We start from the raw sequence: 24,674 nt of genomic DNA, 5'->3' as shown, positions 1-24,674 counted from the left end.
TGAGCTCTCGGTGGGAAGTGGGCTCTCGGCGGGGTCTTGGCTCTCGGTGGGAGGTGGGCCCTCTGTGGAGGCTGCGGTGAGGGTGCGGCCGGTGAGGGGGCGGCGCTGGGTGGGGAGATGGGCGGGCGCGGCCGCGTCGGACCCGGGGGGAAGGTCCGACGCGGCCGCGGCTCAGGGGCGCCGGGTGGTGGCGCGGCGGCGGACGACGGTCACGCCGAGGGCGACGAGCAGCGCAGCGACGCCCGCCAGGGCGGCCGCCCGCACCCCCGTCTGCGCGAGACCGGAGCCGGTCCCGAGACCGGAGCCGGTCCCGGAGTCGGCAGGCAGCTCCGGCTCGAGGGGGACGGCGTCGAAGGCGTTGACGACGACGGCGCGGGCCTGGCCCGGGGCGGTGGTGGCGCCGAGGTCGACCGTGGCGCTCGTGCCCTCGGAAGTCACCGGCTCCTGGCCGTCCACCGCGACGGTGACGAGGGTGCCGTCGGCCCCGCCCGTCCCGGTCTCGGTGAGCCGGCACTCCGCCCCGACGGGCAGCTGCTCGTACACGGTCCGCAGCCCGGTCGCGGTGCTCAGCTCACGCACCGCCCCTCCCGGGACCTCGAGCGGCACGGCCTGCCCGTCGACCTCGCGGGTGCACGCGAGCTCGACCTCGAAGGGGCCCTCCGCGCCCGGGGCGGTGAGGTCGCCCTGGACCTCCTTGACGACCTCGAGCGAGGTCACGTCGAAGGTGTTCCGCAGCGTGACGGTGGCCGTCCCACGCTCGCCGTCCGCGACGGCCGGGACCGTGACGGCGCCGTCCGCGGGGACGACGGCCGACGCCGTGGCCCCGCCGGTGCCGGTCTCGGTCACCGTGCAGGCGGCCCCCACCGGGAGGTCGTCGAGCCGCGCGCTGTACCCGTTCTCCCGGGTCAGCAGCACCACGCCGTCGTGCGGCAGCGCCACCGGCAGGGTCTCGCCGTCCTTCTCCCACGTGCACCCGGCCGCGGCGGTGAAGGGGCCGGCGCCCCACAGCTCGGCACCCTCGCCGTCGACCGTCTTGACGATCTCCAGCGCGCCGACGTCGAAGGTGTTCGTGGCGGTCACCCGGACGTCGCTGACGTCGGCCGCGTCGGCGGGGGCCGGGACGAGGACCGTGCCGTCGGCCGGGTCGAGCGCGGTGGCCGTGGCGCCGCCGGGGGTGGTCTCGGTGACGGTGCACTCCGTGCCCGCCGGGAACACCCCGAAGGACCGGGTCTGGCCGCCGCGGAGCGCGAAGCTCTCCTCGAGCAGCGTCTGGCCGCGGTAGGTGCACACCGCCGCGAAGCCGAACGGCCCGTCGCCGTACCGGTCGGCGCCGTCCCCGGCGGTCTCCTTCGCCACGGTGAGCGTGCCCGCGTCGTAGCCGTTGGTCACGACGACGGCGGCCGGCTCGACGCCGGGGACGACGGTCGCCGAGCCGTCACCGTGGTCGGAGACGTTGTCCCCCACGACGACCACCCGGTCGGCCGCGGAGCCGTCGGTCTCGGTCACCAGGCAGGCGGAGCCCACGGGGATGCGGCCCGCGGGAGCGGTGAAGGTCTCCCCCTCCGCCAGGGTGAAGGCCAGCGTCGTGGCGCCGTCGTCGCCCAGGGCGACCGGCAGGCCGGTGGGCGAGGTGCACGCGAGCGTGAAGTCGAACGGTCCGAGGTCACCGCGGGTGGCCGCGGTGTCCAGCGCCTTGGTCACCGACAGACCGGTGAACCGGTAGTCGTTCGTGACGGTGGCGACCTGAGCCGCGGGCACCTCGTCGGTGGTGACGGCCGGGTCGGTCGGCTCGACGAGCGTGAGCAGGCCGCCGACCGGGTCGACGGTACGGGACGTCTCGCCGAACGCGCCGCTCTGCCCCGCCTCGGTCACCGTGCACGCCGTCTGCGGGTCGGCGCTGTAGGGGATGCCGTCGATGCGCACGCGGTAGTCGTTGTCCGGCGACAGGGTCACCGTCGCGGCGTCGCCGAGGTCGAGGGCGGTGTCGCCGACCCGGCAGGCCACCTCGACGTCGAAGGCGTCGGGAGCGTAGGCGTCGGCCGCCGGCCCGGTGACCTCCTTGGCGACACCGATCGACCCGGTGCGCAGGTGCACGCCCACGGTGTTCGGGGCCAGCCGCTTGACCGTCTCCTGGCCGCGCTGGTCCACGTCGGTGTACTGCACGCCGAACTGGTTCCAGGCCACGGAGTCGGCCGCCGGCACGACGCCGGGGGCGCCGCTCGGGTCGTCGTCGGTGGCGACGACGTTGCGGGTGCGGAAGGTGACGTCGACGAGGTCGCCGGTCCCCAGGGCACCGGTGGCGGTCCCGGCGAAGTCGAGGGAGACGCGCAGCCCGGTGACGGCGGCCCAGTCGGTGCCGTCGCCGACCACGGTCCAGACCTCGCCGGACTGCTCGCAGGGGGTGTGCGGGGTGCTGCCGGTCAGGCCCGCCCAGGTGCCGCGGCACACGTCCGGGCTCGTCGTCGTCTCCACGACGACCTCCGTGCCGTCCGGTGCGTGGACGGCGAGGGACTCGCCGACGAACTGGGGCCGGTAGGTCGACCCGCGGGCGGCGCCGGAGACGAGGAACCCGTCGCCGTCCACCGGGAGCTGGTCGAAGACGGTCATCGACGTCACCGGGGAGGTCCCGGCGTTCTGGACGCGCAGCACCCAGTGGTCCTCCCCGCCCAGCTGGCTGTGGGCGAGGCACGGCGAGCGGTAGTAGGACCCGCCCGTGGCCTCCAGGGTCGGGGTGCACACCGCGCCGGTGCCCGGGTGGTACGCGCCACCGGCGGCGGTGCCCTCGAGGGAGCCCTGCACGCCCTTGACCGCGAAGAGGTTCGGGCCGGCGACGGCGTCGACGTAGTCGCGGGTGGCGCACGAGGTGTCCCCACCCGGCTGTCCCCAGTTGGTGCTGCCGTCGACGTTGCCGCAGCGGTCGAGCGGCTCGGCCGTCGTCACGACGACGTCGTTGAAGACCCGGTCGCGGGCAGGCTGCAGCTCCAGGGCGAGGTCGACGACGAAGGTCTCCCCCGGTGCCATCCGGTTGCCGCCCTCGGGCCAGGTGAGGACGAGGTCCGCGCCGTCGACCCGCAGCGTGACGTCCTCGGACAGGAGGCCGTCCTCGTCGGCGGTGTACACCGGCTCCGGCTCGCCGAGGTGGACGAGCTCGGTGGGCAACGTGTCGCGCAACTCGGTGATCGTGAGGAAACCGGTGCCGGCATTGGTGAAGGAGATCCGGAACGGCACGTTCTCACCCGGGTTGGCGAGCCGGTTGCCCTCGTTGGTCAGCTTGTTGACCTCGAGCTCGCGGGTGCCCTCGCTCAGCGTGACCTGCGCGGTGGCCGTGACCGGCGCGGAGTCCTTCCCGTCGTTCCGGAAGCTCTGGGCGGTGACGGTGTTGTCCACCGAGCCGGCGAAGACCATGTCCTCACCCGAGGCACGGTAGGTCTCGCGCAGCTGGACGGTGAACTGGGCCCGGGCCGACCAGCCCGCGGCCGGCGGGGGTGTCGGGTCGAAGTAGCCGCCGTCGGAGCGGGTGAAGACGAAGCGGATGCCCTGGACCTCGCCGTAGGAGCTCTCCGGGACGGGCAGCTGCGCGGTCGCGGCGGGCGTCCCCTCGACCCAGGCCGGCTCCCCGTCCGCGCCCCACGGGCCGTGGACGTCCACCCGGACACGGTCGGCCCCGTCCGGCAGGGTCACCGCGCCGAGCCCGGTGAGGTCGAAGCGGTCCCAGAAGTCCGCGGAGCCGGCGTGGTCCTCGAGCACGACCCGGCTGGGCGACAGGGTGCTGCGCGGGTTGCTGCCCTGGTCGGCGGCGAGGGTGACGGTCACCGGCACGTCGGGGGCGGTGACGAGCACCTCGGATGGGCTCACGGACTTCGCCGGCGCGATGTTGACGTCGCCGCCGGTGAGCACGGCCCGAGCGGCGGCGAGGTCGCCGGTCGGGACGGTCGGGCTCAGGACGTCGTCGTAGGACTGGGCGAAGGCGAGGTTGTCCACGTCGAGGGTCTCGGCGACGTCGAGCGTGAGCGGCTCGTCGGTGCCCCGGACGGTGGCGCGCAGGCGGGACTCGAGGGTGACCCGCAGCTCGTTGGCCTGCGTGATCGTGCTGCCCGCCCCGGCGGCGCCGGCGTCGTGCGCCTGGAAGGTCACCGAGACGCCGACGACGTCGGCCAGCGCGGCCGCGTCGAGCGCGACGGCCTGGGCGCCGGTGTGCTCGCTGGTGCGGTAGCCCGCGCCGTCGTGGTGGAGCAGCCACACGACGGTGGCGTCGAGGTCCACCTGGTCCGGGATGCCGGCGGCGAGCCGGATGGCGGTGAGGTCGACGTAGCGGAAGGGGTTGTGCGCCAGCCAGTCGACGTCCGTGCCGGTGAACGGGTCGGCGTCCGGGGCGTCGGTCTGGCAGCCCGCGAGCGGTGCCGGGGCGAGGCAGGCGACGGCCGGGTCGGTGACCCGCACGTGCCCGGCGGCGGCCACGGAGGCGTTGCGCGCGGTGAGCGTCCAGGTGGCCGCGGGCCGCTCCGCGGCAGGCGTGTCCGGCTCCGGGACGTAGACCGGCTGGTCCGTGGTCACGGTCTTGGCGACGGTGACGGCCGGGCCCGGGTTGACCACCTGGATGGCATCGGCGTCGGTGTCGCGTGCGGTGCTGCCGTCGGCGCGGGTCCCGTCGAGGGCGACGGTGTTGTCCACGGTGCCGGGGCTGCCGGCGACGTTGTAGACGACCTGGTCGGTGACCCAGGCGCCGGTGGAGCCGTCGTCGGTGCGGGTGCGCTCGCGCAGCTGCCAGTCGAGGTCGAACCGGCGCGAGGCGCTGCCGGCGGCGACGCCGCTGCCCGGGGCGGGGGCGTAGGGGTCGAAGGCGGCGCCGGGCTGCCGGGCGGCCTCGCGTGCCGCGGTGTCCTCGGTGAGCGTGAGCCGCACGCCGGTGGCGGCCGCCGACTGTTCGGGGGTGAGCTGGTAGCCGACGAAACGCCCGTCCTGCACCCAGCCGCCGGCCGGGGCCGGGACGGTGACCCAGCTGCCGGCGACGTGGAGCTCGAGGGTCGTGATGTCGTCGTACCTCAGGTGCCAGCCGTTGCTCAGGGGCGTGCTGCTGCCGGCGATCGGACGGACCCGCAGCAGGTCGAACGCCTCGAACACGGTGCCGGACGGCGCGCCGGCGTCGGTGGCGGGGTCGGTCACGGTGACGGTCGCGAAGCCCGGGGTGACGCTCCAGCGCAGCGCGGTGCTCGCGGTGGCGGCGGCCTGGGCGCTCACCAGGTCCTTGTCCCACTCCTTGGCGATGCGCAGCGCGCCCGTCCCACCGGGGTGGGTGACGACCCGGGCGGTGTCGGTGTCGCCGTCGTCGTCGGTGAGCTCGCTGCCGGCGGCGGAGGTGCCGGTGACGTCGGTGGTGGCGCTGTTGCGGTACGCGGTGGGCCGCTGCGCCGCGTCCTCGCCTTCCGGTGTGTCGACCGGGCCGCCGCTGCGCAGCTCGCTGCGGGCGTCCAGGACGAGCACGGGGGTCAGGGTGATGTCGTTGGGCAGCCCGGCGCCGCTGCGGAAGGAGAACCGGGCACCGGTGATGTCGGTGGCGCCCGCACTGGAGGTGGCCGCGGCGAAGGTCTGGCGGTCGAGCTCGAGGACCGTCGCGACGCCCTCCGGGCCGTGGGTGGTCAGCTCCACCCAGCCCCGGGTGGCGTCGTGGACCTCGACGGTGAGGACGGTGTCGGCGGGCACCTGGGTGGGGGCGAGCGCGACGAGGTCGAACGCGTCCCAGAACTCGGCGTCGCCCGCGCCGATGACGTCCTCGACGACGACGTCGTGGAGCGTGGCGCGGTCGGTCGCGGTGCCGCGGGCGTGCAGGCTGACGAAGACGCTCTCCCCGGGCTGGACCGACGTCGTGGGGCGCACCTGCTTGTCGAGGGTCACCCCGACGGCGGGGGTGACCACCGTGAGCCGGTCGCTGTCGGAGTCGCTCGCGGCGGTGCCGTTGGCGGCGGTCGCGGTCGTGGTGACGGTATTGGTGACCGTGGCCTCGGCGGCCTCGCCGGCGGCGTCCTCGGTCGTGTCGATCCGGAAGAGGGCGGTGGTGCTCGCCGCCTCCTCGATGGCGTTGCCGTCGGCGGTGAACACCAGCTCGAAGCCGGAGATGAGCGTGTCCGGTGCCGCCGGGACCTCGCCGGCCGCGAAGGGGACCGTGACCGCCGCGCCCCCGTCGAGCGGGTGGAAGACGACGGCGCCGGCCGTCGCGCCGGCGGGCCAGGTGGGTGCCTCGGTGAAGCCGCCGAAGGTGATGTCGGTGGTGAAGAAGTCGAGGTCGGCCAGGCGCAGCTCGGCGACCGGGGAGGCGCTGTTGGTGGCGGTCAGGGTGCCCGTCGCGCTCTGCCCGCCGGTGAGGGTGTTCGGCTCGATGTTCTTCACCGTCGTGACGGCGACGGTCGCCGGCCGGACGGTGTGGTGGGCGCGGGCCTCGGTGCTCGCCGAGCGGTCGAGCTCCCGGGAGGTCGCCGTCGCGACGACGACGTTGTCCACCCGGGTGGTCCGGGTCGAGAGGTCGGTGCCGGTGACGCGGTGGGTGTCGCGCTGGGCCAGCCGCACGTCGACCGCCGCACCGTCGCCGGGGGTGATGTCGCCGGTGTAGGTGAGGCGCAGCCCCGCGACGTCGGCGCTGTGCACGCCGTCGGGCAGCGTCGGCGTCGCCTGCGGCGTGCCGCTGACCCACCGCCACGTGCCGTCGCTGCCTCGGACGTACGCGTCGACCTGGACCTGGGCGCCGGCCGGCAGCGTGGCGTCGCCGAGGCCGGTGAGGTCGTGGACGGTGAAGGGGTTGGCCGGGGCGAGGTCGGCGGCGCCGTCGGGGGCGTCGGCGGGCTCCTGCAGGGTGAGGACGTCGACCACGACGTTCGAGGTGTTGGTGACGCCGAGCGCGATCGTCGAGGCGTGGCCCGGGTCGAAGGTCTGCGCTGCGGGCTCCCAGCCCTTCGTGGCGGCGACGTCGACGACCTCGGGCACCGAGATGCGGACCGGGGCCGACGCCTCGTCGGACAGGGAGTTGCTCGCCGTCGTGCGGGCGGTGTTGACGATCTCGTGCTCCCCCGGGGCGATGTCGTCGGGGACCCGCAGCGAGAGCTGGACGGTGAAGGTGCGGCCGTTCTGCAGGCCCACACCCTCCGGCGTCGTCACGTCATCGGTGAAGTCGACGGTGAGGCCGGTCTCCGGGCCGACGACGTCGGGGCGGCGGGGCAGCTCCTGCCCGGCCTCGGTCCAGGTGACGGTGCGGGGGACCACGCCCTCCCCCGGGTTGGTGGTGACGTCGACGAGGGCGAAGCCCGCCAGCTCGGCCGGCAGCACGTCGGTGAGCCGGGCGTCGAGGCAGGACTGCTCCGAGCACTGGACCTGGATGCTGTAGGTGAACGTCTGCCCGGGTTCCAGCTCGTAGGGCTGGGCGGTCTTGCGCACCTCGAGGTACTGGGCCTGCGCCGCGACCGGCGTCGCGAGCGCCGCCACGGTCGGCATCGCCACCGCGATGGCGGCGAGCACCGCCCAGATCCTCCGCAGCCGCTGCCGGCCCTTCCGTCCCGACCGACGATGAACGTCCATGCTCTCCCCGTCCTAGACCTCGGTGGCGCCGATGCGTCACCGCGCCCTACTTTGGTAGGAGTCCAAGGAGCGGACAGCCAGGGCGGCCGCTTTTCACCCCGCCGTTCACCCTCTGCCGCCCGATGTGCCCGATACCTCGCACGCGTCGGCCACCCGCCGCGGACGCCCGGAGAGCCGCGCCGGCGTCCGCGCCGGGGCCGGCCTCACCGTCCGCCGGCGCCGTTCCGGCCGGTCGCCGGCGCCGGCGGACGGAGCATCTCCTCCGAAAGATGGAGTATCGATTTCCGGGCCGTCCTGCGTTTCGGGCCCGCAGCGGACCCCGCCCGGTCTACGCTCGAGGTCGTGACCGCCCCCGACGCCGCACGCAGAGCCTCCACTGAAATCGATTCCATCGCCGAGGCGTACGTTCGGCGTCTCGCCGCGCTGGACCCGGTCGCCGCGACCTCCCTCGGCCTGCCCGGGCACGACGACGAGATGCCCGACCTCTCCCCCGCCGGTCACCTCGCGCGTGCCGAGGCAGCGATGGAGGCCGTGGCGAAGGTCGCCGAGACGGACGCCGTCGACGACATCGACGCCTCGACCAAGGCCGCGATCGCCGAACGGCTCGGCCTGGAGACCGAGCTCTACATGGCCGGGGAGCTCGGCCGCGAGCTCAACGTCATCAGCTCCCCCGTCCAGGAGCTGCGCGAGGTCTTCGACCTCATGCCGACCGACACGGTGGAGGACTGGGAGACCATCGCGCGCCGGATGGCCGCACTCCCCGCGGCGCTGTCCGGCTACCAGGAGTCGCTCCGGGCCGCGGCGGCCGACGGGAAGGTGGCCGCCGTCCGCCAGGTGGAGGCGTGCATCGCGCAGGCCGAGGAGATGGCGGCCGAGGGCAGCTCGTTCTTCGACACCTTCGTCGACGAGGCCCGCCCGGGGGGAAGCGAGCCCAGCGGCGCTCTCGCCGACGAGCTGCTGGCCGGGGCCGCGGCCGCCCGCCGGGCGTACGGCGAGCTGGCCCAGATGCTCCGCACCGAGCTCGCCCCGCAGGCACCGGAGCGTGACGCCGTCGGCCGGGACCGCTACGAGCTGTGGTCGCGCTACTTCCTCGGGGCGTCGGTGGACCTCGACGAGACCTACGAGTGGGGGCTCGAGGAGCTCGCGACGGTGACCGCCGAGCAGGAGGCGGTCGCCGCCCGCCTCTACGGGCCGGGCACCACACCGCAGGAGGCGATGGCGCGGCTCGACACCGAGCCCGAGCGGCTGCTGCACGGCACCGGGGCGCTCCAGGCCTGGATGCAGGAGACGTCCGACCGGGCGATCAACGAGCTCGCCGGCACCCAGTTCGACATCCCCGAGCCGGTACGGCGCCTGGAGTGCCGCATCGCCCCGACACAGACCGGCGGGATCTACTACACCGGGCCGAGCGCCGACTTCTCCCGGCCGGGTCGGATGTGGTGGTCGGTCCCCGAGGGCGTGACGACCTTCAGCACCTGGCGCGAGCTCACCACCGTCTACCACGAGGGCGTCCCGGGCCACCACCTGCAGATCGGCCAGACCGCCTACCGGTCCGACCTGCTCAACACCTGGCGGCGCCTGGTCTCCTGGGTCAGCGGACACGGCGAGGGGTGGGCGCTGTACGCCGAGCGGCTCATGGCCGACCTCGGCTACCTCGACGACCCGGCCGACTACCTCGGCATGCTCGACGGGCAGCGGCTGCGGGCCGCGCGTGTCGTGCTCGACATCGGCGTCCACCTCGGCAAGCCCGCCCCGCAGGAGTGGGGCGGCGGGGCCTGGGACGCCGCCAAGGCGTGGGAGTTCCTCCGGACCAACGCCAGCATGGACGCGGCCTTCCTCGCCTTCGAGCTCGACCGGTACCTCGGCTGGCCGGCGCAGGCGCCGTCGTACAAGGTCGGCCAGCGGCTGTGGGAGCAGCTCCGCGACGCCGCGCGCGCACAGGCGCAGGCCCGCGGCGAGGAGTTCGACCTGCGGACCTTCCACCGGCAGGCGCTGGACGTCGGGTCCGTCGGGCTCGACGTCCTGCGCACCACGCTGCTCGGGCGGCCCGAGGACGGGGCGGGCCGGGCGGGCTGACCCCGTCGTCAGTCGGCGACGGCCTGCCGGAGCAGCGCGACGGTCTCCTCGTGGGTCGCCCCCTCGACGAGCTCGCCGTCCACCCACACCTGTGGGATGTAGCCGACGCCCGCGGCGGCGGCCTGCGCGGTGGCCCGCTCCACCCAGCCGGCGTACGCCGCGAGGTGGGTGAGGTCGCCGTCCTCGACGTCCGCGCCTGCGTCCCGGGCGGCGCCGAGGAGGTCGGTGTCGGGCACCTCCTGCGTCGTCGACGTCGGCTGCAGCTCGAACAACGCCTCCTGGACGGCGGGCCAGGCCTCCGGGTGCTCGTCGGCGACGAGCGCGAGGAGGGCGGCACCCCGGGTGGAGAAGCCGTGGGTGGTGCGGGCACCGAGGTAGTCGACGACGGTGAACTCCACGGCCACGTCCTCACCCTGCGCCCAGGCGGCGACGTCGTCGGCCATGAGGGCGTGGAGGGTCTGGCAGTGCGGGCAGCTGAGGTCCTGGTAGACGTGCACCCGGACGGGGGCCTGCGGGTCGCCGACCACCACCGACGTCGCGGTCACCGTGACGCTGCCGGTGGTGCCCGGCGCCGGGGCCCGGCCCTCCACCGCGGTCGCCTCCTGCGTCGGACGCCTCTCCGGCTCCGTCGGGCTGCCCTCCGGCTCCGCCGGGCCGCACCCGGCGACCAGTGCGAGGAGCAGGACCAGCCCGGTGAACGCACGCCGGGCGTCTCGTCGTCGACTCATGGCCCGATGGTCCCACCCGGATGGGTGCGGGGACCGGGACCTCCCGCCCACCCGGCCCAGTCCCGCCCCGGCGCGACCCCTGCCCCGCCCACCCGGCGCGACCGCCGCGCCGCCGGTCCCGTAGTCTCGCCTCCCGTGAGACTGGTCCTCGCCTCTGCCTCCCCCGCCCGGCTCGCCACGCTCCGCTCCGCCGGCTTCGCACCCGACGTCGTCGTCTCCGACGTGGACGAGGCGGCCGCCCTGGAGGCCGCGCCGGGCGACGCCGGGCCGGCCGACCAGGTGCTCCTCCTCTCGCGCGCGAAGGCCCGGGACGTCGCCCGGCGCGACACCGCCCGCGACGCCCTCGTCGTCGGCTGCGACTCCATGCTCGAGCTCGACGGCGCGGTCCACGGCAAGCCCGCCGACGCCGCGGAGGCAGTGGCCCGGTGGCGCCGGATGCGCGGCCGCAGCGGGGTGCTCCACACCGGCCACTGGATCGTCGACACCCGCGGGCCCGAGGCCCGGGAGACCGGCGGCGTCTCCTCCACCACCGTCCACTTCGCCGACCTGAGCGACGCGGAGATCACGGCCTACGTCGCCACCGGTGAGCCGCTCGCCGTGGCCGGCGCCTTCACCGTCGACGGGCTGGGCGGCCCGTTCGTCCGGCGGGTCGAGGGCGACCACCACGGCGTGGTGGGGATCAGCCTGCCCCTGCTGCGCGAGCTCCTCGGCGAGCTCGGCGTGCAGGTCACCGACCTGTGGCGCGGGTGACGTCCGGCCAGCGCGCCCACCGGTGGCCGTCGGCGTCGACCTCGACGACGAGCGCGTCCGCCCCCTCGGGCAGGACGAGCCGCGCCAGGGCCGCGAGCAGCTCCCCGGGTGCGAGGACCGCCACCCGCTCACCCCGGTACTCGTCGGCCAGCTCGTCCAGGGCAGCGACGAGCTCGCCCGGCGTCGCCGCGCGCAGCGTGCGCACCGGCAGCCCGAGCCGCTCGGCCACCGCACCCGCCGCCTCCTGCGCCCCCGGCGCGGCGTGCAGGGCCACGGGTCGCACGTCGGGCAGGCTCCCGAGGGCCGTCGTAGCGGGGACGAGGACGAAGGTCGCCGCGCACTGCAGGTCGCTCATGACATCTCCCGGACGGGTGGGGTCCGGCTCCTTCCGCCGACCGTAGTCCGCCCGGGCGACGGCGCCAACGGCTGTACGCAGCCGACAAGTGACGCCGGTCACTCGGCGCCGAACACGTAGGCCGCTTGTAGGGTCCACACAAGCCGGTCGGGCGCTACTTGCGTGTCGCGACAGACTTGCCCGCCACGTCGTCCGCGGAATGGGTCCGGCGGCGCGGGCCGGATACCGTGGACCGGTCCGGGCCCACCGGGACATCCCCGGGTGCCCGCGAGCGGGCAGCACTGGCGAGCAGAATGGAGTGTCCATGTCGAGCACCTCTGGGGGGTCGCCCAGCCGGCGTCCGTTGTCGAAGGTGCTCATCGCCAACCGCGGGGAGATCGCCGTGCGCATCGCCCGCGCGTGCCGCGACGAGGGGCTGGCCACCGTCGCCGTCTACGCCGACCCGGACCGCGACGCGCTGCACGTGCGGCTGGCCGACGAGGCCTTCGGGCTCGGCGGCTCCCGGGCGGCCGAGACCTACCTCGACGCCGGCAAGCTGCTCGACGTCGCCCGGCGCAGCGGCGCCGACGCCGTCCACCCCGGCTACGGCTTCCTCGCCGAGAGCGCGGAGTTCGCCCAGCAGGTCATCGACGCCGGGCTGACCTGGATCGGCCCGCCGCCGGCCGCGATCCGCGCCCTCGGGGACAAGGTCAGCGCCCGCCACATCGCCGGCGCGGCCGGGGCCCCGCTCGTCGCCGGTACCCCGGACCCGGTCGCCGACGCGGATGAGGTGCTCGCCTTCGCCGACGAGCACGGCCTGCCCATCGCGATCAAGGCCGCCCACGGCGGTGGCGGCCGCGGGCTCAAGGTCGCCCGCACCCGCGAGGAGGTCCCCGAGCTCTACGACTCCGCCGTGCGCGAGGCGAAGGCCGCCTTCGGCCGCGGCGAGTGCTTCGTCGAGCGCTTCCTCGACCGCCCCCGCCACGTCGAGACCCAGTGCCTCGCCGACGAGCACGGCACCGTCGTCGTCGTGTCCACCCGCGACTGCTCGCTGCAGCGCCGCCACCAGAAGCTCGTCGAAGAGGCGCCGGCGCCGTTCCTCACCCCCGAGCAGGAGACCCTGCTGCGCGAGTCGTCCATCGCGATCATGCGCGAGGCGGGCTACGTCGGGGCGGGCACGTGCGAGTTCCTCATCGGCTCCGACGGCACCGTCTCCTTCCTCGAGGTCAACACCCGCCTCCAGGTCGAGCACCCGGTGACCGAGGAGGTCACCGGCCTGGACCTCGTCCGCGAGCAGCTGCGCATCGCCGCCGGCGAGCCGCTCGGCTACACCGAGGTGCCGGTCCGTGGGCACAGCATCGAGTTCCGGATCAACGGGGAGAACCCGGCGGCCGGCTTCCTGCCCTCGCCCGGGACGGTCACCGCGGTGACCTGGCCCGGCGGGCCGGGGGTGCGCATCGACACCGGCGTGACCGCCGGGGACATCGTCTCCGGCGCCTTCGACTCGATGCTCGCCAAGCTCGTGGTCACCGGCGCCGACCGCCGCCAGGCGCTCCAGCGGGCCCGCCGCGCGCTGCGCGAGCTGGAGATCAGCGGGATCCCCACGGTGGTCCCCTTCGCCCGCGCCGTCCTCGAGGCGCCCGAGTTCGCCGCCGAGGACGCCGCCTCCTTCACCGTCCACACGACGTGGATCGAGTCGGAGTTCGCCGAGCGCCTCACCCGGCTCACCACACCGGACGTCCCGACGGCCCCCTCCCCGGACAGCGCGGAGGAGGCGACCGAGCGCGTCGTCGTCGAGGTCGGCGGCAAGCGGCTCGAGGTCGTCCTCCCGGCCGGCCTGGGCATCGGGGCGGGCCGCGGCGGCCGCGGGGCGGTGCGTCGTCCCACCCGCCGCAGCACGGCCCAGGCCCGGGGCGCGGCCGCGAGCAACGGCGCCCTCACCTCCCCCATGCAGGGCACGATCGTCAAGGTCGCCGTCGAGGAGGGTGCGGTGGTCGAGGCAGGTGAGCTCGTCGTCGTCCTCGAGGCGATGAAGATGGAGCAGCCGCTCGTCGCCCACCGCTCCGGCCGCGTGCGCGCCATCCAGGCGGCCGTGGGGCAGAACGTCTCCGCCGGGGCCGTCATCTGCGAGATCGACCCCGAGGGCGAGAGCAGCTAGCCCGACGTCAGGTCGGGGCAGCGACACCAGCCAGGCCCCGGGCAGCGAGCCCGGTGCGGGTCCCGGCCTCGGTCAGTTGCCCAACACGAGACCCGGCCCCGCGGTCCGGGCACCCACGGCCTCCACGCGCCCGCGCAGCTCCCGGTCGGAGGTCACGACGACGACCTCGTCACCCGCGCCACGGTGGGCCGCCGCCCGCGCGACGACCGCGTCGTCCCCGGAGCCGGCCGCGTCGACGACGACCACGCCACCGACGCCGCCGGCCGCCGGGACGTCCCGCGCCCCGCGCCCCTGCCCCTCTGCCACGAGCTCGACGTCGGGGTACCAGGCGTGCCCCGGCAGCCCCAGCCGGTCCGCGGGCAGCCCGGCGACGGCGAGGGCGGCCAGCTCGTCGCGCAGCCGCTCGATCGCGCGGCGCCGGTCGTTCCACCAGCCGTCGGGGCGCGCGCCCATCGTGTTGGCGCCGTCGACGACGAGCACCAGCCGGCGGCCGAGCAGCTCCTGCAGCGCCGGCAGGGCGTCGGCGAAGGCGGGCAGCAGCGGCCGGTCGCGCACCTGTGGGCCCGGCACCCAGGAGACGCCGATGCTCTCCGGGTCGCTCACCCGCGGCTCGACCGTGCGCACCGCCTCGGCGACGACGGTCGTGTACGCCCAGTCCCCGTGGTCGAGGCGGTGGCTCGTGCGCACACGCAGACCCGACGGCGGCAGGCCGGCCTCCTCCGCCGCCTCCCGCAACGCTCCCTCGACCTCCGACTCGTCCGGGTCGATGGCGCCACCCGGCACTCCCCAGGTGCCCCCGTGGTGGCTCCACGCCGCTCGGTGCTGGAGCACGACGGCGTAGCGGCGCGGGTCGGTGACGGGCACGTCGCCGTCGGGCTCGCGCCGCCAGAGCAGGAGGCCCGCGGCGCCGTAGCGGCCCCAGTGCCGGTTCCCGCAGCGGCACTCGACCCACCCGTCGCCGGGCCGGCGCGGGGGACGCGTGTCGGGGAGCTGGGTCACGTCCCCCAGCGTCGCACACGGGCGGGGCGGGCCGGTGGGCTCTGCGGCTCCCGTCCCACGACGTGACCCGGCGCACAGCCGCGTCCCTCGGGTGATCCTCACCCCACCCGCGCTCGTAGGCTGAAACCATGACTGCACGTCTCGCCCGCGGAACGGGGCTGGCCACCGTCACCGACGAGGGCACCGTCCTCGACGTCTGGTACCCCGACCCCGTCCTCGTCGGCGACGACGCGCCCGAGGCGCCGGCGCGCACCGCGCTCCCGGTCGCCGAGCGCCGTGACGAGGCCCGGGGCGTGCACACCCGGGTGATCACCGCCGAGATCGACCTCGACGCCCCGCCGACCAGCGTGGTGGACGCCTACCTGCGTCTCCACCTGCTCTCCCACCGGGTGGTGCGCCCGGGCGGGCTCGCGGTCGACGGCATCTTCGACGTCCTGCCCACCGTCGTGTGGACGTCCGCCGGCCCGTGCGCCGTGGCCGGTTTCGACGAGACCCGGGCGCGGCTGCGCGCCCGGGACGGGCACCTCACCGTGCACGGGCTGGACAAGTTCCCGCGGATGACCGACTACGTCGTCCCCGAGGGGGTGCGCATCGCCGACGCCTCGCGGGTGCGGCTCGGCGCCCATCTCGCCCCGGGCACCACCGTCATGCACGAGGGGTTCGTCAACTTCAACGCCGGCACGCTGGGCCGCTCGATGGTCGAGGGCCGCATCTCCCAGGGGGTCGTCGTCGGGGACGGCACCGACATCGGCGGCGGCGCCTCGATCATGGGCACGCTGTCCGGCGGCGGCCGGGAGCGCATCGTCATCGGGGAGCGCTGCCTGCTGGGCGCCAACAGCGGCGTGGGGATCTCGCTGGGCGACGACTGCGTCGTCGAGGCCGGGCTGTACGTCACCGCCGGCACCAAGGTCACCGTCCTGCCCGGCCCCGGCTCGGCGGCGGCCACCCCCACCGTGGTCGCCGCACGCGAGCTGTCGGGCCGCGACGGGCTGCTGCTGCGCCGCAACTCGGTGACCGGGACGGTCGAGGCGCTGGCGCGCACGGGAACCGGGGTCACGCTCAACGACGCGCTCCATGCGTAGGCGGGTACTGCGGGGGACGGTTGCGGTGGTGGCGCTCGCGGCGCTGGCGGTTGCCGGCGTTGCGGCGCTGCTCACCTGGGTGGTGCCCGAGCGGGTGAGCGAGACCTGCGCCGTGGCGCTGGCGGACGGCAGCCGCCAGGTCCTGGACGCCGACCAGGCCGACAACGCCGCCCTCATCACCGCCGCGACGGTGCGCCGGCAGCTGCCCGCCCGGGCAGCGACGATCGCCCTGGCGACCGCGGTACAGGAGTCCAAGCTGCGCAACATCGGCTACGGCGACCGCGACTCCCTCGGCCTGTTCCAGCAGCGCCCCTCGCAGGGCTGGGGCACCCCGGACCAGGTGATGGACCCGCACTACGCGACGAACGCCTTCCTCGACGCGCTGGTCGCCGTGCCGGGCTACACCGAGCTGCCCGTCACCGAGGCCGCCCAGCGGGTCCAACGCTCCGCCTACCCCGACGCCTACGCCGACCACGAGCCGGAGGGTCGGGCCTTCGCCTCCGCGCTGACCGGCAACTCCCCCGCCACCCTGACGTGCCGCCTGCCCATGCCCACCGGCCACGACGACGACGCCGCGGCGGCCGTCGCCGGCCGTCTGGAGCAGGACTTCGGGGTCGCCGCGACGGTCGAGGACGGGGTGGTGGTCGTCGACCCGGCCCTCCTGCCCGGTGGCGACGTGGACCGGCTCGCCTGGGCCGTCGCCCAGTGGGCGGTGGCGACGTCGGTCGACACCGGTGCGACGACGGTCGAGGTGGCCGGCCAGGTGTGGCAGCGGGCGGACGGCAACGACGCGCGCTGGCGTCCGGCGGACGGTCCCGACGACGGCACGGTGCGCATCTGGTGACCGCCTCCGCTCCGGGAGGCCGGCCGGCGGCGCCGGTGCCATGATCGACACGCCCGCTACCCCATCGCACGGACCGGCGGGAGACCGTCGGGGGAAGGTCCAGCCATGGCCTACAAGATCGGCTACTTCGTCGGGAGCCTCGCCAGGGGCTCGATCAACCGCACGCTGTCGAAGGCGATCATCAAGCTGGCTCCGGAAGACTTGGAGTTCCACGAGATCCGGATCGACAACCTGCCACTGTACAGCTGGGACTACGACGAGGACTACCCGCCGGAGGGCAGGGCGCTGAAGGAGGCGATCGCGGCCTCCGACGGCCTCCTGTTCATCTCCCCGGAGTACAACCGGTCGATCCCGGGGGCGTTGAAGAACGCCATCGACTGGGGCTCGCGGCCGTGGGGGACCAACTCCTTCGCCCGCAAGCCGACGGGGATCGTCGGGGCGTCCCCCGGTGGTATCGGCACGGCGGTGATGCAGTCCCAGATGCGCAGCGTGCTGAGCTTCCTCGACGCGCCGCAGCTCAACTCCCCGGAGTGCTACGTCACGTTCTCCGCGGACGTGTTCACCCCGGACGGCGACGTCACCGACGAGGCCACCGCCGACTTCCTGCGGCACTACATCGAGGAGTTCCACGCGTTCGTCCAGCGGGTTCTCGCCGTCAACGCCCCCGGCCACATCGGCGACCCGGAGGCCAGCTGACTCAGCCCGCCCAGCGTCCGTCGACGGTGAACGCCAGCGTCCACGTGAGCATGACCGGTGCGCTGATCGCGACGTAGAGCCACAGCAGCACGCGGCTGCGGCCGGTCAGCACGCCCAGGCCGACCCACAGCGGCCACCACAGCAGCGCGAAGCGGCTCGCCGACAGGTACCAGTACGACGTCGCGTAGACGGCGACCTGCAGCCCCACCCAGGTGAGGTCGCCCCACCGCCGGAGCGCGGCGAGCACCACCGCGAGCACCACCCCGAGCACGACGGCGAGCAGGTCCAGGCGGAGGGGCCAGGCCCAGTACGGGTTGCCGTCCGGGCCGGGGAAGGCGAGCGCCCACGTGTTCGCCCAGGCGTCCCACGGCAGCCGGGACTCCCGGTGCCAGCCCTCCTGCTGCGCGGTGAGCCAGCGCAGCGGGTCGCCGCTGACCTGCCACAGCAGCACGCTGAACAGGCCCGCCGGGAGGAGCGGCAGCGCGAGCCAGGGCGCGTCGCGCCACCGGCGGTGCGGGGAGGTGAGGAGCTCGACCGCGAGCGCGGCGGCGAGGAAGAGCCCGTTGACCCGCACGGTCGCGGCGAGCGTCGCCAGGAGGGCGGCGCGGCGCCACTGCCCGCGGCGGGCGGCCAGCCAGGCGGGCACGGCACAGGCCAGGAAGAGCGCCTCGGTGTACGGCGCGGCGAGGAACAGGGCGAGCGGGGAGAGCACGAGCGCCAGTACCGCGCGGTTCCCGGTGCCGGGTCCGCCCTCGAGGTCGGCCAGCCGCCGCAGCGCCACGACGGCGACCGCGCCCGCCACGAGCGAGACGAGCAGGCCGCCGACCTCGAGCGGCAGCCCGAGCCGGGCGAGCAGCCACAGCACGGCGGGCAGGCCGGGGAAGAATGCCTCCAGCGGGTAGCCGTCGGGCTGCGCGCCGGAGTACCAGACCTCGGTGACCGACTCGAAGTGCCCGAAGTCCCAGCGCGCCCAGCGCTGGGCGAAGGAGAGGTCGTCGTCGGCGAGGAGCGCCGCCCCGAGCAGGGTGGCGACGGCGAGGGACAGCCGCGTGGCGAGCCACAGGCCCAGCGCCTGGCCGTCGGCCGGGGCGAGGCGGCGGCGCCACAGCGGGACGGCGGCGTGCCCGGACGACACGGGGCCGGACGGACCCGTCGGTCCGGCCGGCCCCGCTGTCACGGTGCTCTCCGCGCAGTCAGCGCTGAGAGATGTCGACGTAGTCGCGCTGGGTCTCCCCGACGTAGACCTGGCGCGGGCGGCCGATCTTGGTGGCCGGGTCGGCGATCATCTCGCGGTACTGCGCGATCCACCCGGGCAGGCGGCCCATGGCGAACAGCGGGGTGAACATCTGCGTCGGGAAGCCCATCGCCTTGTAGATGAGGCCGGTGTAGAAGTCGACGTTCGGGTAGAGCTTGCGCTCGATGAAGTACTCGTCGTTGAGCGCGATCTCCTCCAGGCCCATGGCGATCTCGAGGAGCTCGTCGTTCTTGCCGAGCTTGGCCAGCACGTCGTGCGCGGCCTTCTTCACGATCGCGGCGCGCGGGTCGTAGTTCTTGTAGACCCGGTGGCCGAAGCCCATGAGGCGGACGCCGTCCTCCTTGTTCTTCACCCGCCGCATGAACTCGTCGACGCTGCCCCCGCCCGCCTGGATCTCGGCGAGCATGTCGAGGACGGCCTCGTTGGCGCCGCCGTGCAGCGGACCGGACAGCGCCCCGACACCGGCGGCGATGGAGGCGTAGATGTTGGCGTGCGCCGAGCCCACCATGCGCACCGTCGACGTCGAGCAGTTCTGCTCGTGGTCGGCGTGCAGGATGAGGAGCATGTCCAGCGCCTTGACCAGCGTGGGGTCGATGTCCTCGTCCTGGTAGGGCAGCGCGAAGGTCATCCGGAGGAAGTCCTCGACGTAGCCCTTCGACGCGTCCGGGTAGAGCAGCGGCAGGCCGTTCGCGCGCTTGGCGATGTAGGCGATCATCGTCGGCACCTTGGCCATGAGCAGCACCGTGGACAGCTCGCGCTGGTACTCGTCGTGCGGGTCCAGGGTGTGCTGGTAGTAGGTGGCCAGGGCGGCGATGCCGGCCTGGAGCACGGCCATCGGGTGCCCGTTGCGCGGGAAGGCGGTGAAGAACGCCTTGAAGTCCTCGTGGAGGATGGTGTGGCGCTTGATCCGGCGGTTGACCGCCTCGAGGGTCTCGGCGTCGGGCAGCTCACCGTAGATGAGCAGGTAGGCGGTCTCGAGGAACGAGGACTTCTCGGCCAGCTGCTCGATCGGGTAGCCGCGGTAGCGCAGGATCCCCTGGTCGCCGTCGATGTAGGTGATCGCCGACTCGGTGGACGCGGTGTTCATGAAACCGGGGTCCAGGGTGACCAGGCCGGTCTCCTTGAGCAGCGAGGAGATCTTGACCCCGTCGTTGCCCTCCCGTGCCCGGACCCGTTCGAACTCGAGCCTCTTGCCATCGACCTCGAACGTCGCCGGGGTGAGAGCGGGCTCAGACATGGGGGTGCCTCCTCAGGATCGGGACTCCGGGTGCTCGTGGCCCCGGGACGGACCGCCCGCACCGGTGAGGGGCGTCCCCCCGTCGGTCCGCACGGTCGTGTCGTGGTGATTCCTCAGAGAAGCGTAAGCCATCCCGGGATGTGGTCCGGACCCGGAGGTGGCCGGTCACACGGCGAGCGGCGCCGCGGTGAGCCGCTCGGCCGCCGCGGCGATGCGCTCGTCGCTCGCGGTGAGCGCGATCCGGACGTGGCGGGCGCCCCCGGGACCGTAGAACTCACCGGGCGCCACGAGGATGCCCCGTTCGGCGAGCGCGGCGACGATGGCCCGGCAGTCGACGTCCTGGCCGGCGACGGTGGCCCACAGGTACAGGCCCGCCTCGCTCGTCGGGTCGACGCGCAGGCCGGCCGCCGCGCAGGCCGCCAGCAGCACCTCCCGACGCCGCCGGTAGCGCTCGCGCTGCTCGGCGACGTGGGCGTCGTCGGCGAGCGCGGCGGTGAGGGCGGCCTGGACCGGGCCGGGCACCATCATCCCGGCGTGCTTGCGGATCTCCAGCAGCCGCCCGATGAGCGCGGGGTCACCGGCGGCGAAGGCGGCCCGGTAGCCGGCGAGGTTGGACTGCTTGCTCATCGAGTACAGGACGAGCAGCCCGGTGTGGTCCCCACCGCAGACCCGCGGGTCGAGCAGGCTGGGCACCCCCTCGCTCGCCCACGGCTCGGCCCAGCCGAGCTCGGCGTAGCACTCGTCACTCGCCACGACGACGCCCCGCGCCCGGGCCCACTCCACGACCTTGCGCAGGTGCTCGACCCCGAGCACCCGGCCGGTGGGGTTGGACGGGGAGTTCAGCCACCACAGTCGCACCCGTCCCGGGCCGACGGCGGTGGTCGCGTCCGCGGGCACGGGCTCGGCCCCGGCGAGGCGGGCGCCGACGTCGTAGGTGGGGTAGGCGATCTGCGGGTGGACGACGACGTCGCCCTCGCCCAGCCCGAGCAGCGCCGGGAGGAAGGCGACGAGCTCCTTGGAGCCGATGGTCGGCAGCACCTGCTCCGGCGTCAGCCCGGGAACGTTGCGACGCCGGGCGAACCAGTCGACGATCGCCCGGCGGAGCTCGTCGGTGCCCTGCGTCGTCGGGTAGCCCGGGGAGTCGGCCGCCGCGACGAGGGCGTCCTGCACCAGGGACGGCGTGGGGTCGACGGGGGTGCCGACCGAGAGGTCGACGATGCCACCGGGGTGCGCCTGCGCGCGCTCGCGGGCACCGGTGAGGCTGTCCCAGGGGAAGCTCGGCAGCGCGTCGCCGAACAGCGCCACCTCAGGCCTGCGGGGGCAGCGCCGCCACGATGGGGTGGTCCTTGTCGATCTGCCCCATCTTCGCCGCACCGCCGGGGGACCCGATGTCGTCGAAGAAGTTGACGTTGGCGTCGTAGAACGCCGACCACTCCTCGGGGACGTCGTCCTCGTAGTAGATGGCCTCGACGGGGCACACGGGCTCACAGGCGCCGCAGTCGACGCACTCGTCGGGGTGGATGTAGAGCATCCGCTTGCCCTCGTAGATGCAGTCCACCGGGCACTCGTCGACGCAAGACAGGTCCTTGACGTCCACGCAGGGCTGCGCGATGACGTAGGTCACGGGGTTCCCTCCCTCTGCACGGCCGGGCCGCACGTGTCGGTGCGGTCCTAGTATCCCCCACCCGGCAGGTGCTGCAGTCACGGACTGCCATGCGGGCAGGCCCGTCCACGGGGGCCGAGCGACGGCCCGCGCCGCTCGAGCGGCCCACCCGGCGCCGAGCCACGGCCCGCGCCGGGCGCGGTGGTCCCGGCGCGGGGTCGGCCGCGGTGAGCGGGGCACAATGGCCGGGTGAGACCTCTATGGGCCGAGTGGCCGGTCGGGACGCGCGTCGTCATCCGCTACCGGCGTCCGGAGGGCGGGTTCGCCGACGCCCTCGGTGACCTGGTGAGCGCTGACGAGGAGTTCGCCGTCGTCCTCACCCGCCGGGGTGAGGTGCGGGTGGCCGCGGAGGCCGCCGTCGTGGGCAAACCGGTGCCCCCGCCCCCGCCGCGGCGCCGGCCCCGACGCCCCCGGGACTAGTCCTCCTGCTCGTCCTCGTCTGCGTCGTCGCCGCTGCTCGACGCACTGGGCGGGGAGCCGCACACGACCCGGTCCCACGGGATGTAGCGCGTGGTCCACGACTCCCGCTTGACCTCCTCGCCGTCCAGCGAGACCACCCGGGTGTTGGTCACCGTGAAACCCCGCTCGGGCGAGCTGTTCGGCACGCAGCTGGGCGAGGTGTTGTACACCGTCGTCGGCTGGGTGAAGTTGAACCGGTCGCTCGTGTGGCTGGACACCTCGAAGTGCTTCGTGCCCCACAGCCGGACGTGGAAGCGCCCGCCGGAGACCCAGGCCTGGACCAGCGCCCCGTAGGGCGTGGTGTTGGTCCACTTCAGGTCCACGTGCGGGGTGAACATCGTCGCCTCCCGGCCCTCCGGGTAGCGCGGGTAGTGGTGGGAGTGGGGCTGGAACTCCACAAGGTCCATGCCCGCGAAGTAGGCCGCGTTGAAGACGGTGGTGGAGACCTGGGAGAGGCCCCCGCCCATGCCGCTGGACTCCAGGCCGTTGACGACGACACCGGAGGACACGAAGCCCCGCTCGGCGGTGATCGGCCCCAGCGCCTCGATGAGGCTGAAGGTCTCCCCCGGCTTGACCAGGGTGTTGCTGATCTTCTCGGCGCCGGTGATGAGGTTGCGGGTGCGCTGAGGGTCGTTGTGGAAGGGCGTGGAGAACTCCGACACGACCTCCGTGACGCCGAGCGCCTCGGCGTCGGCGACGGTGAACTCGGGGTCGACCTCGCGCAGGGTCGCCTGGGCGGTGCGGTCGTCGGCGGAGGTGGCGGCCCGCGCGACCTCGGCGACCAGCACCTCCTCGTCCAGGTCCATCCCGGTGGCGCCGGGGACGATGGTCGGCTCGCCGTCCCGGATGACGATGCGGGCGTCGCGGGCGGCGGTGCGCACGTCCGGGTCGAGCTCGAGGACGAGGGCGGCGAGCGCCTCGCCGTCCATCTCCAGCTCCAGGGCGCCCTCACGCGGCTCGAGCGTGGAGACGGAGGTGAGGTGCTCCGGGGTGAGCTCGATGAGCCGGCCGTCGACGTCGACGGCGACCGGTGAGCGGGTGAGCGGCTCGGCCACCTGCGTCAGCGCGGCCTGGACCGCCTCGGCACTGATCGCGGGGGGCACCTCGGTGCCGGGCAGCGCGACGGGGCGCTCCCCGGTGAGCCACTCCTGGCGGAGGAGGTCGGTCGCGGCCGGGACGTCCACGGCGGTCCCGGCCACGGGCTCGGTGACCTCGGCCGCGCCGTCGACGAGCTCGATCGCGCCGTCGACCGGCTCGCGGTCCAGGGTCTCCGCGACCCGCTCGACCTCGGCGCGCAGCGCCTCCTCGTCGACGTGGACCACGGGCTCGTGCTGCTCCATCCCGAACAGGTGGGCGATGAGCGAGCGGGGGTCGAAGGACAGCCCGGTGATCTCCTCGACGGTCGCCGCGGGGTCGAGCTCGAGACCCGCCGCGACGGGGTCGAGGGTGGTCTCGGAGTCCCCCAGCGTCACCGGGACCGGCTCGGTGGCGACGTCCGACAGCCCGTCGGTCAGCCGCTGCACGGCCTCGGCGGACGGCAGGCCGCCGATGTCCACACCGGCCACCGTCGCGCCGCGCGGGGTGCGGTCGGCGAAGTACCACGCGGCGGCGGCGTAGCCGCCGACGAGCAGGACGAGGACGACGACGGCGACGACCCAGGCGCGGCGCCGGCCGCGCGGCCGCTCGTCGTCGAAGTCGACAAGGGGGGACTCGTCGGTCGACGTGTCAGTTGGCATGGCTTCCCTCCGGGCTCGCGTCAGGATACGACGCGACGTCTCAGGCATCACCCAGGGGCCGCAGACGGCCCAGGTAGTGGACCAGGGCGCCGGTGCCGGTGCGCCCCAGACCGGCGTCGAGGACCTCGCCGACGACGACGTCGTGGTCCCCGGCGTTCCGGATCCAGTGCGTGCGGCACTCCAGCCAGCCCTGCGCGTCGTCGAGGAGCGCGGCACCGCTGAGCGGACCACGGCTGTGCGCCACCCCGGTGAGCTGGCCGATGGCCGGGCGGCCGGGCATGGCGAGGCGCTCGGCGGCGACGGCGGCACCAGCGTCGAGGATGCTGACCGCCCACGTGTCCACCTCGTCCAGCGCCTCGCGGATCCGGGCGTCGCTGTAGACGCAGAAGAGGACCATGGGCGGACGCAGGGAGACGGACGCGACGGCGGTGGCCGTCATCGCAAGATCGGTGGCGCCGTCCCGCACGGACACGACGGTGACCCCGCTCGCCAGGCGCTGCATCGTCGCCCGGTAGCGCTCGACCAGCTCCTCGCTCACGGCCGCCGGCCCTCACCGTCGGCGAACCAGCGGGCGGGGAGGAAGGCGGCGGCGATGCACATGAGCGGCGCCCCGAAGAGCCACACGTAGCTGATCACCTCGTTCGTCACCAGGACGTCCCCGCCCGGTCGCAGGAAGGCCATCGCCTGGGTGATGACGACGACGGCCAGCACGGCCAGGAGCAGGCCGCCGCCCCCGGCGATGGCGCGGGCCGCGACGGCCGCGGCGAGCACACCGAGGAGCCCGAGCGCCACGCCGACCGGCCAGCCGCCCAGCTCGTAGCGGTGGACGACGGTGCCGAGCATCCCCATGACCGCGCCGGCGACGAGCGCGACCGCGACGCCGGTCGCCCCGCCGGCGTCGACGAGCCGCCCGAGCACGCCACCGCGCGGGCGGTCGCCCGGGCGGGAGGTCCCGCGCCGGTCGGGGTCGGGTCCGGTGGTGGCGGCGGAACCGGCGACGTGGGTGGCTGCGGGACCGCCGTCGCTCGCGCCGGACGGTTCGGCGTCCTTCAGGCCCGCGAAGTAGTACGCGTTGTACAACGTCGTGGCGAACT

At 74.6% G+C, this 24,674-nt stretch carries 18 protein-coding genes; 7 read left to right on the top strand and 11 right to left on the bottom strand.

Features of this window, described 5'->3' with window-relative positions; all coding sequences use genetic code 11:
* Positions 1–171: 171 nt before the first annotated feature.
* The gene (locus Q0195_RS12110; RefSeq protein ID WP_299278893.1) at positions 172–7,563 is read right to left on the bottom strand and encodes a DUF5979 domain-containing protein; all 7,392 of its coding nucleotides are present in this window, start codon (positions 7,561–7,563) and stop codon (positions 172–174) included.
* A 342-nt stretch (positions 7,564–7,905) separates the two neighbouring features.
* On the opposite strand from Q0195_RS12110, the gene Q0195_RS12105 reads away from it, so the two are divergent.
* Positions 7,906–9,639, top strand: coding sequence for a DUF885 domain-containing protein (locus tag Q0195_RS12105; protein WP_299278890.1), 1,734 nt, complete (start codon positions 7,906–7,908; stop codon positions 9,637–9,639).
* Positions 9,640–9,647: 8 nt separating this feature from the next.
* Here the strand turns inward: Q0195_RS12105 and Q0195_RS12100 are convergent, their stop codons facing one another.
* Positions 9,648–10,367 carry a thioredoxin domain-containing protein gene (locus tag Q0195_RS12100; protein WP_299278887.1) on the bottom strand — a complete coding sequence of 240 codons (720 nt, stop codon included), beginning with the start codon at positions 10,365–10,367 and terminating at the stop codon, positions 9,648–9,650.
* A 135-nt stretch (positions 10,368–10,502) separates the two neighbouring features.
* On the opposite strand from Q0195_RS12100, the gene Q0195_RS12095 reads away from it, so the two are divergent.
* Positions 10,503–11,117 (top strand): Maf family protein, encoded by a 615-nt coding sequence (locus Q0195_RS12095; protein ID WP_299278884.1) that lies wholly within the window; start codon positions 10,503–10,505, stop codon positions 11,115–11,117.
* Here the strand turns inward: Q0195_RS12095 and Q0195_RS12090 are convergent.
* Positions 11,095–11,472 carry a hypothetical protein gene (locus tag Q0195_RS12090; protein ID WP_299278881.1) on the bottom strand — a complete coding sequence of 126 codons (378 nt, stop codon included), beginning with the start codon at positions 11,470–11,472 and terminating at the stop codon, positions 11,095–11,097. The two genes, Q0195_RS12095 and Q0195_RS12090, sit on opposite strands and share 23 nt — an antisense overlap.
* A gap of 304 nt (positions 11,473–11,776) precedes the next feature.
* Here Q0195_RS12090 and Q0195_RS12085 point away from each other — a divergent pair, with 304 nt between their 5' ends.
* Positions 11,777–13,609 carry a biotin carboxylase N-terminal domain-containing protein gene (locus Q0195_RS12085; protein ID WP_299278878.1) on the top strand — a complete coding sequence of 611 codons (1,833 nt, stop codon included), beginning with the start codon at positions 11,777–11,779 and terminating at the stop codon, positions 13,607–13,609.
* A 72-nt stretch (positions 13,610–13,681) separates the two neighbouring features.
* Here Q0195_RS12085 and Q0195_RS12080 read toward each other — a convergent pair whose 3' ends face one another.
* Positions 13,682–14,608: an NUDIX hydrolase gene (locus tag Q0195_RS12080; protein WP_299278875.1), complete on the bottom strand. Its 927-nt coding sequence runs from the start codon at positions 14,606–14,608 to the stop codon at positions 13,682–13,684.
* Between the two features lie 128 nt (positions 14,609–14,736).
* Here Q0195_RS12080 and dapD point away from each other — a divergent pair, with 128 nt between their 5' ends.
* The 3 genes from dapD (at position 14,737) to Q0195_RS12065 (ending at position 17,230) form a co-directional block, all read left to right on the top strand.
* Positions 14,737–15,690: a 2,3,4,5-tetrahydropyridine-2,6-dicarboxylate N-succinyltransferase gene (gene dapD / locus Q0195_RS12075; RefSeq protein ID WP_299278873.1), complete on the top strand. Its 954-nt coding sequence runs from the start codon at positions 14,737–14,739 to the stop codon at positions 15,688–15,690.
* Complete coding sequence (locus tag Q0195_RS12070) at positions 15,683–16,534, top strand: hypothetical protein (protein WP_299278870.1); 852 nt, start codon at positions 15,683–15,685, stop codon at positions 16,532–16,534. Before dapD ends, Q0195_RS12070 begins: the two co-directional genes overlap by 8 nt.
* Positions 16,535–16,639: 105 nt before the next feature.
* Positions 16,640–17,230: an NADPH-dependent FMN reductase gene (locus Q0195_RS12065; protein ID WP_299278867.1), complete on the top strand. Its 591-nt coding sequence runs from the start codon at positions 16,640–16,642 to the stop codon at positions 17,228–17,230.
* Between the two features lies 1 nt (position 17,231).
* Here the strand turns inward: Q0195_RS12065 and Q0195_RS12060 are convergent, their stop codons facing one another.
* The 4 genes from Q0195_RS12060 to fdxA all read right to left on the bottom strand — a co-directional run bounded on the left by Q0195_RS12060 (position 17,232) and on the right by fdxA (position 21,346).
* Complete coding sequence (locus Q0195_RS12060) at positions 17,232–18,365, bottom strand: hypothetical protein (protein WP_299278864.1); 1,134 nt, start codon at positions 18,363–18,365, stop codon at positions 17,232–17,234.
* A 58-nt stretch (positions 18,366–18,423) separates the two neighbouring features.
* Entirely contained in the window at positions 18,424–19,722 is a 1,299-nt protein-coding gene (locus tag Q0195_RS12055; protein ID WP_299278861.1) for a citrate synthase, read from the bottom strand.
* Between the two features lie 165 nt (positions 19,723–19,887).
* A complete protein-coding gene (gene dapC / locus Q0195_RS12050; protein WP_299278860.1) occupies positions 19,888–21,027 on the bottom strand; it encodes a succinyldiaminopimelate transaminase in 1,140 nt (379 codons plus the stop codon).
* Position 21,028: 1 nt separating this feature from the next.
* Positions 21,029–21,346 carry a ferredoxin gene (gene fdxA, locus Q0195_RS12045; protein WP_299278857.1) on the bottom strand — a complete coding sequence of 106 codons (318 nt, stop codon included), beginning with the start codon at positions 21,344–21,346 and terminating at the stop codon, positions 21,029–21,031.
* 228 nt (positions 21,347–21,574) lie between these two features.
* Between fdxA and Q0195_RS12040 the strand changes: the two genes are divergently transcribed.
* Positions 21,575–21,805 (top strand): hypothetical protein, encoded by a 231-nt coding sequence (locus Q0195_RS12040; RefSeq protein WP_299278855.1) that lies wholly within the window; start codon positions 21,575–21,577, stop codon positions 21,803–21,805.
* On the opposite strand, the gene Q0195_RS12035 is transcribed toward Q0195_RS12040, so the two are convergent.
* The 3 genes from Q0195_RS12035 to Q0195_RS12025 form a co-directional block, all read right to left on the bottom strand.
* On the bottom strand, positions 21,802–23,580 hold the full coding sequence (locus Q0195_RS12035) for a VanW family protein (RefSeq protein WP_299278853.1): 1,779 nt from the start codon (positions 23,578–23,580) through the stop codon (positions 21,802–21,804). The two genes, Q0195_RS12040 and Q0195_RS12035, sit on opposite strands and share 4 nt — an antisense overlap.
* Before the next feature lie 40 nt (positions 23,581–23,620).
* Positions 23,621–24,118, bottom strand: a complete 498-nt coding sequence (locus tag Q0195_RS12030) for a flavin reductase family protein (protein ID WP_299278850.1) — start codon at positions 24,116–24,118, stop codon at positions 23,621–23,623.
* On the bottom strand, positions 24,115–24,674 hold a 560-nt coding region (locus tag Q0195_RS12025; RefSeq protein ID WP_299278849.1), incomplete at its 5' end, for a hypothetical protein. The genes Q0195_RS12030 and Q0195_RS12025, both read right to left, overlap by 4 nt.

Origin of the sequence: uncultured Georgenia sp. (genome assembly GCF_937958535.1) — a bacterium.
In the GTDB taxonomy this organism is placed as follows: domain Bacteria; phylum Actinomycetota; class Actinomycetes; order Actinomycetales; family Actinomycetaceae; genus Oceanitalea.
Note: the sequence above shows the minus strand (reverse complement) of the source record. Positions and strands in the feature narration are given on the sequence as shown.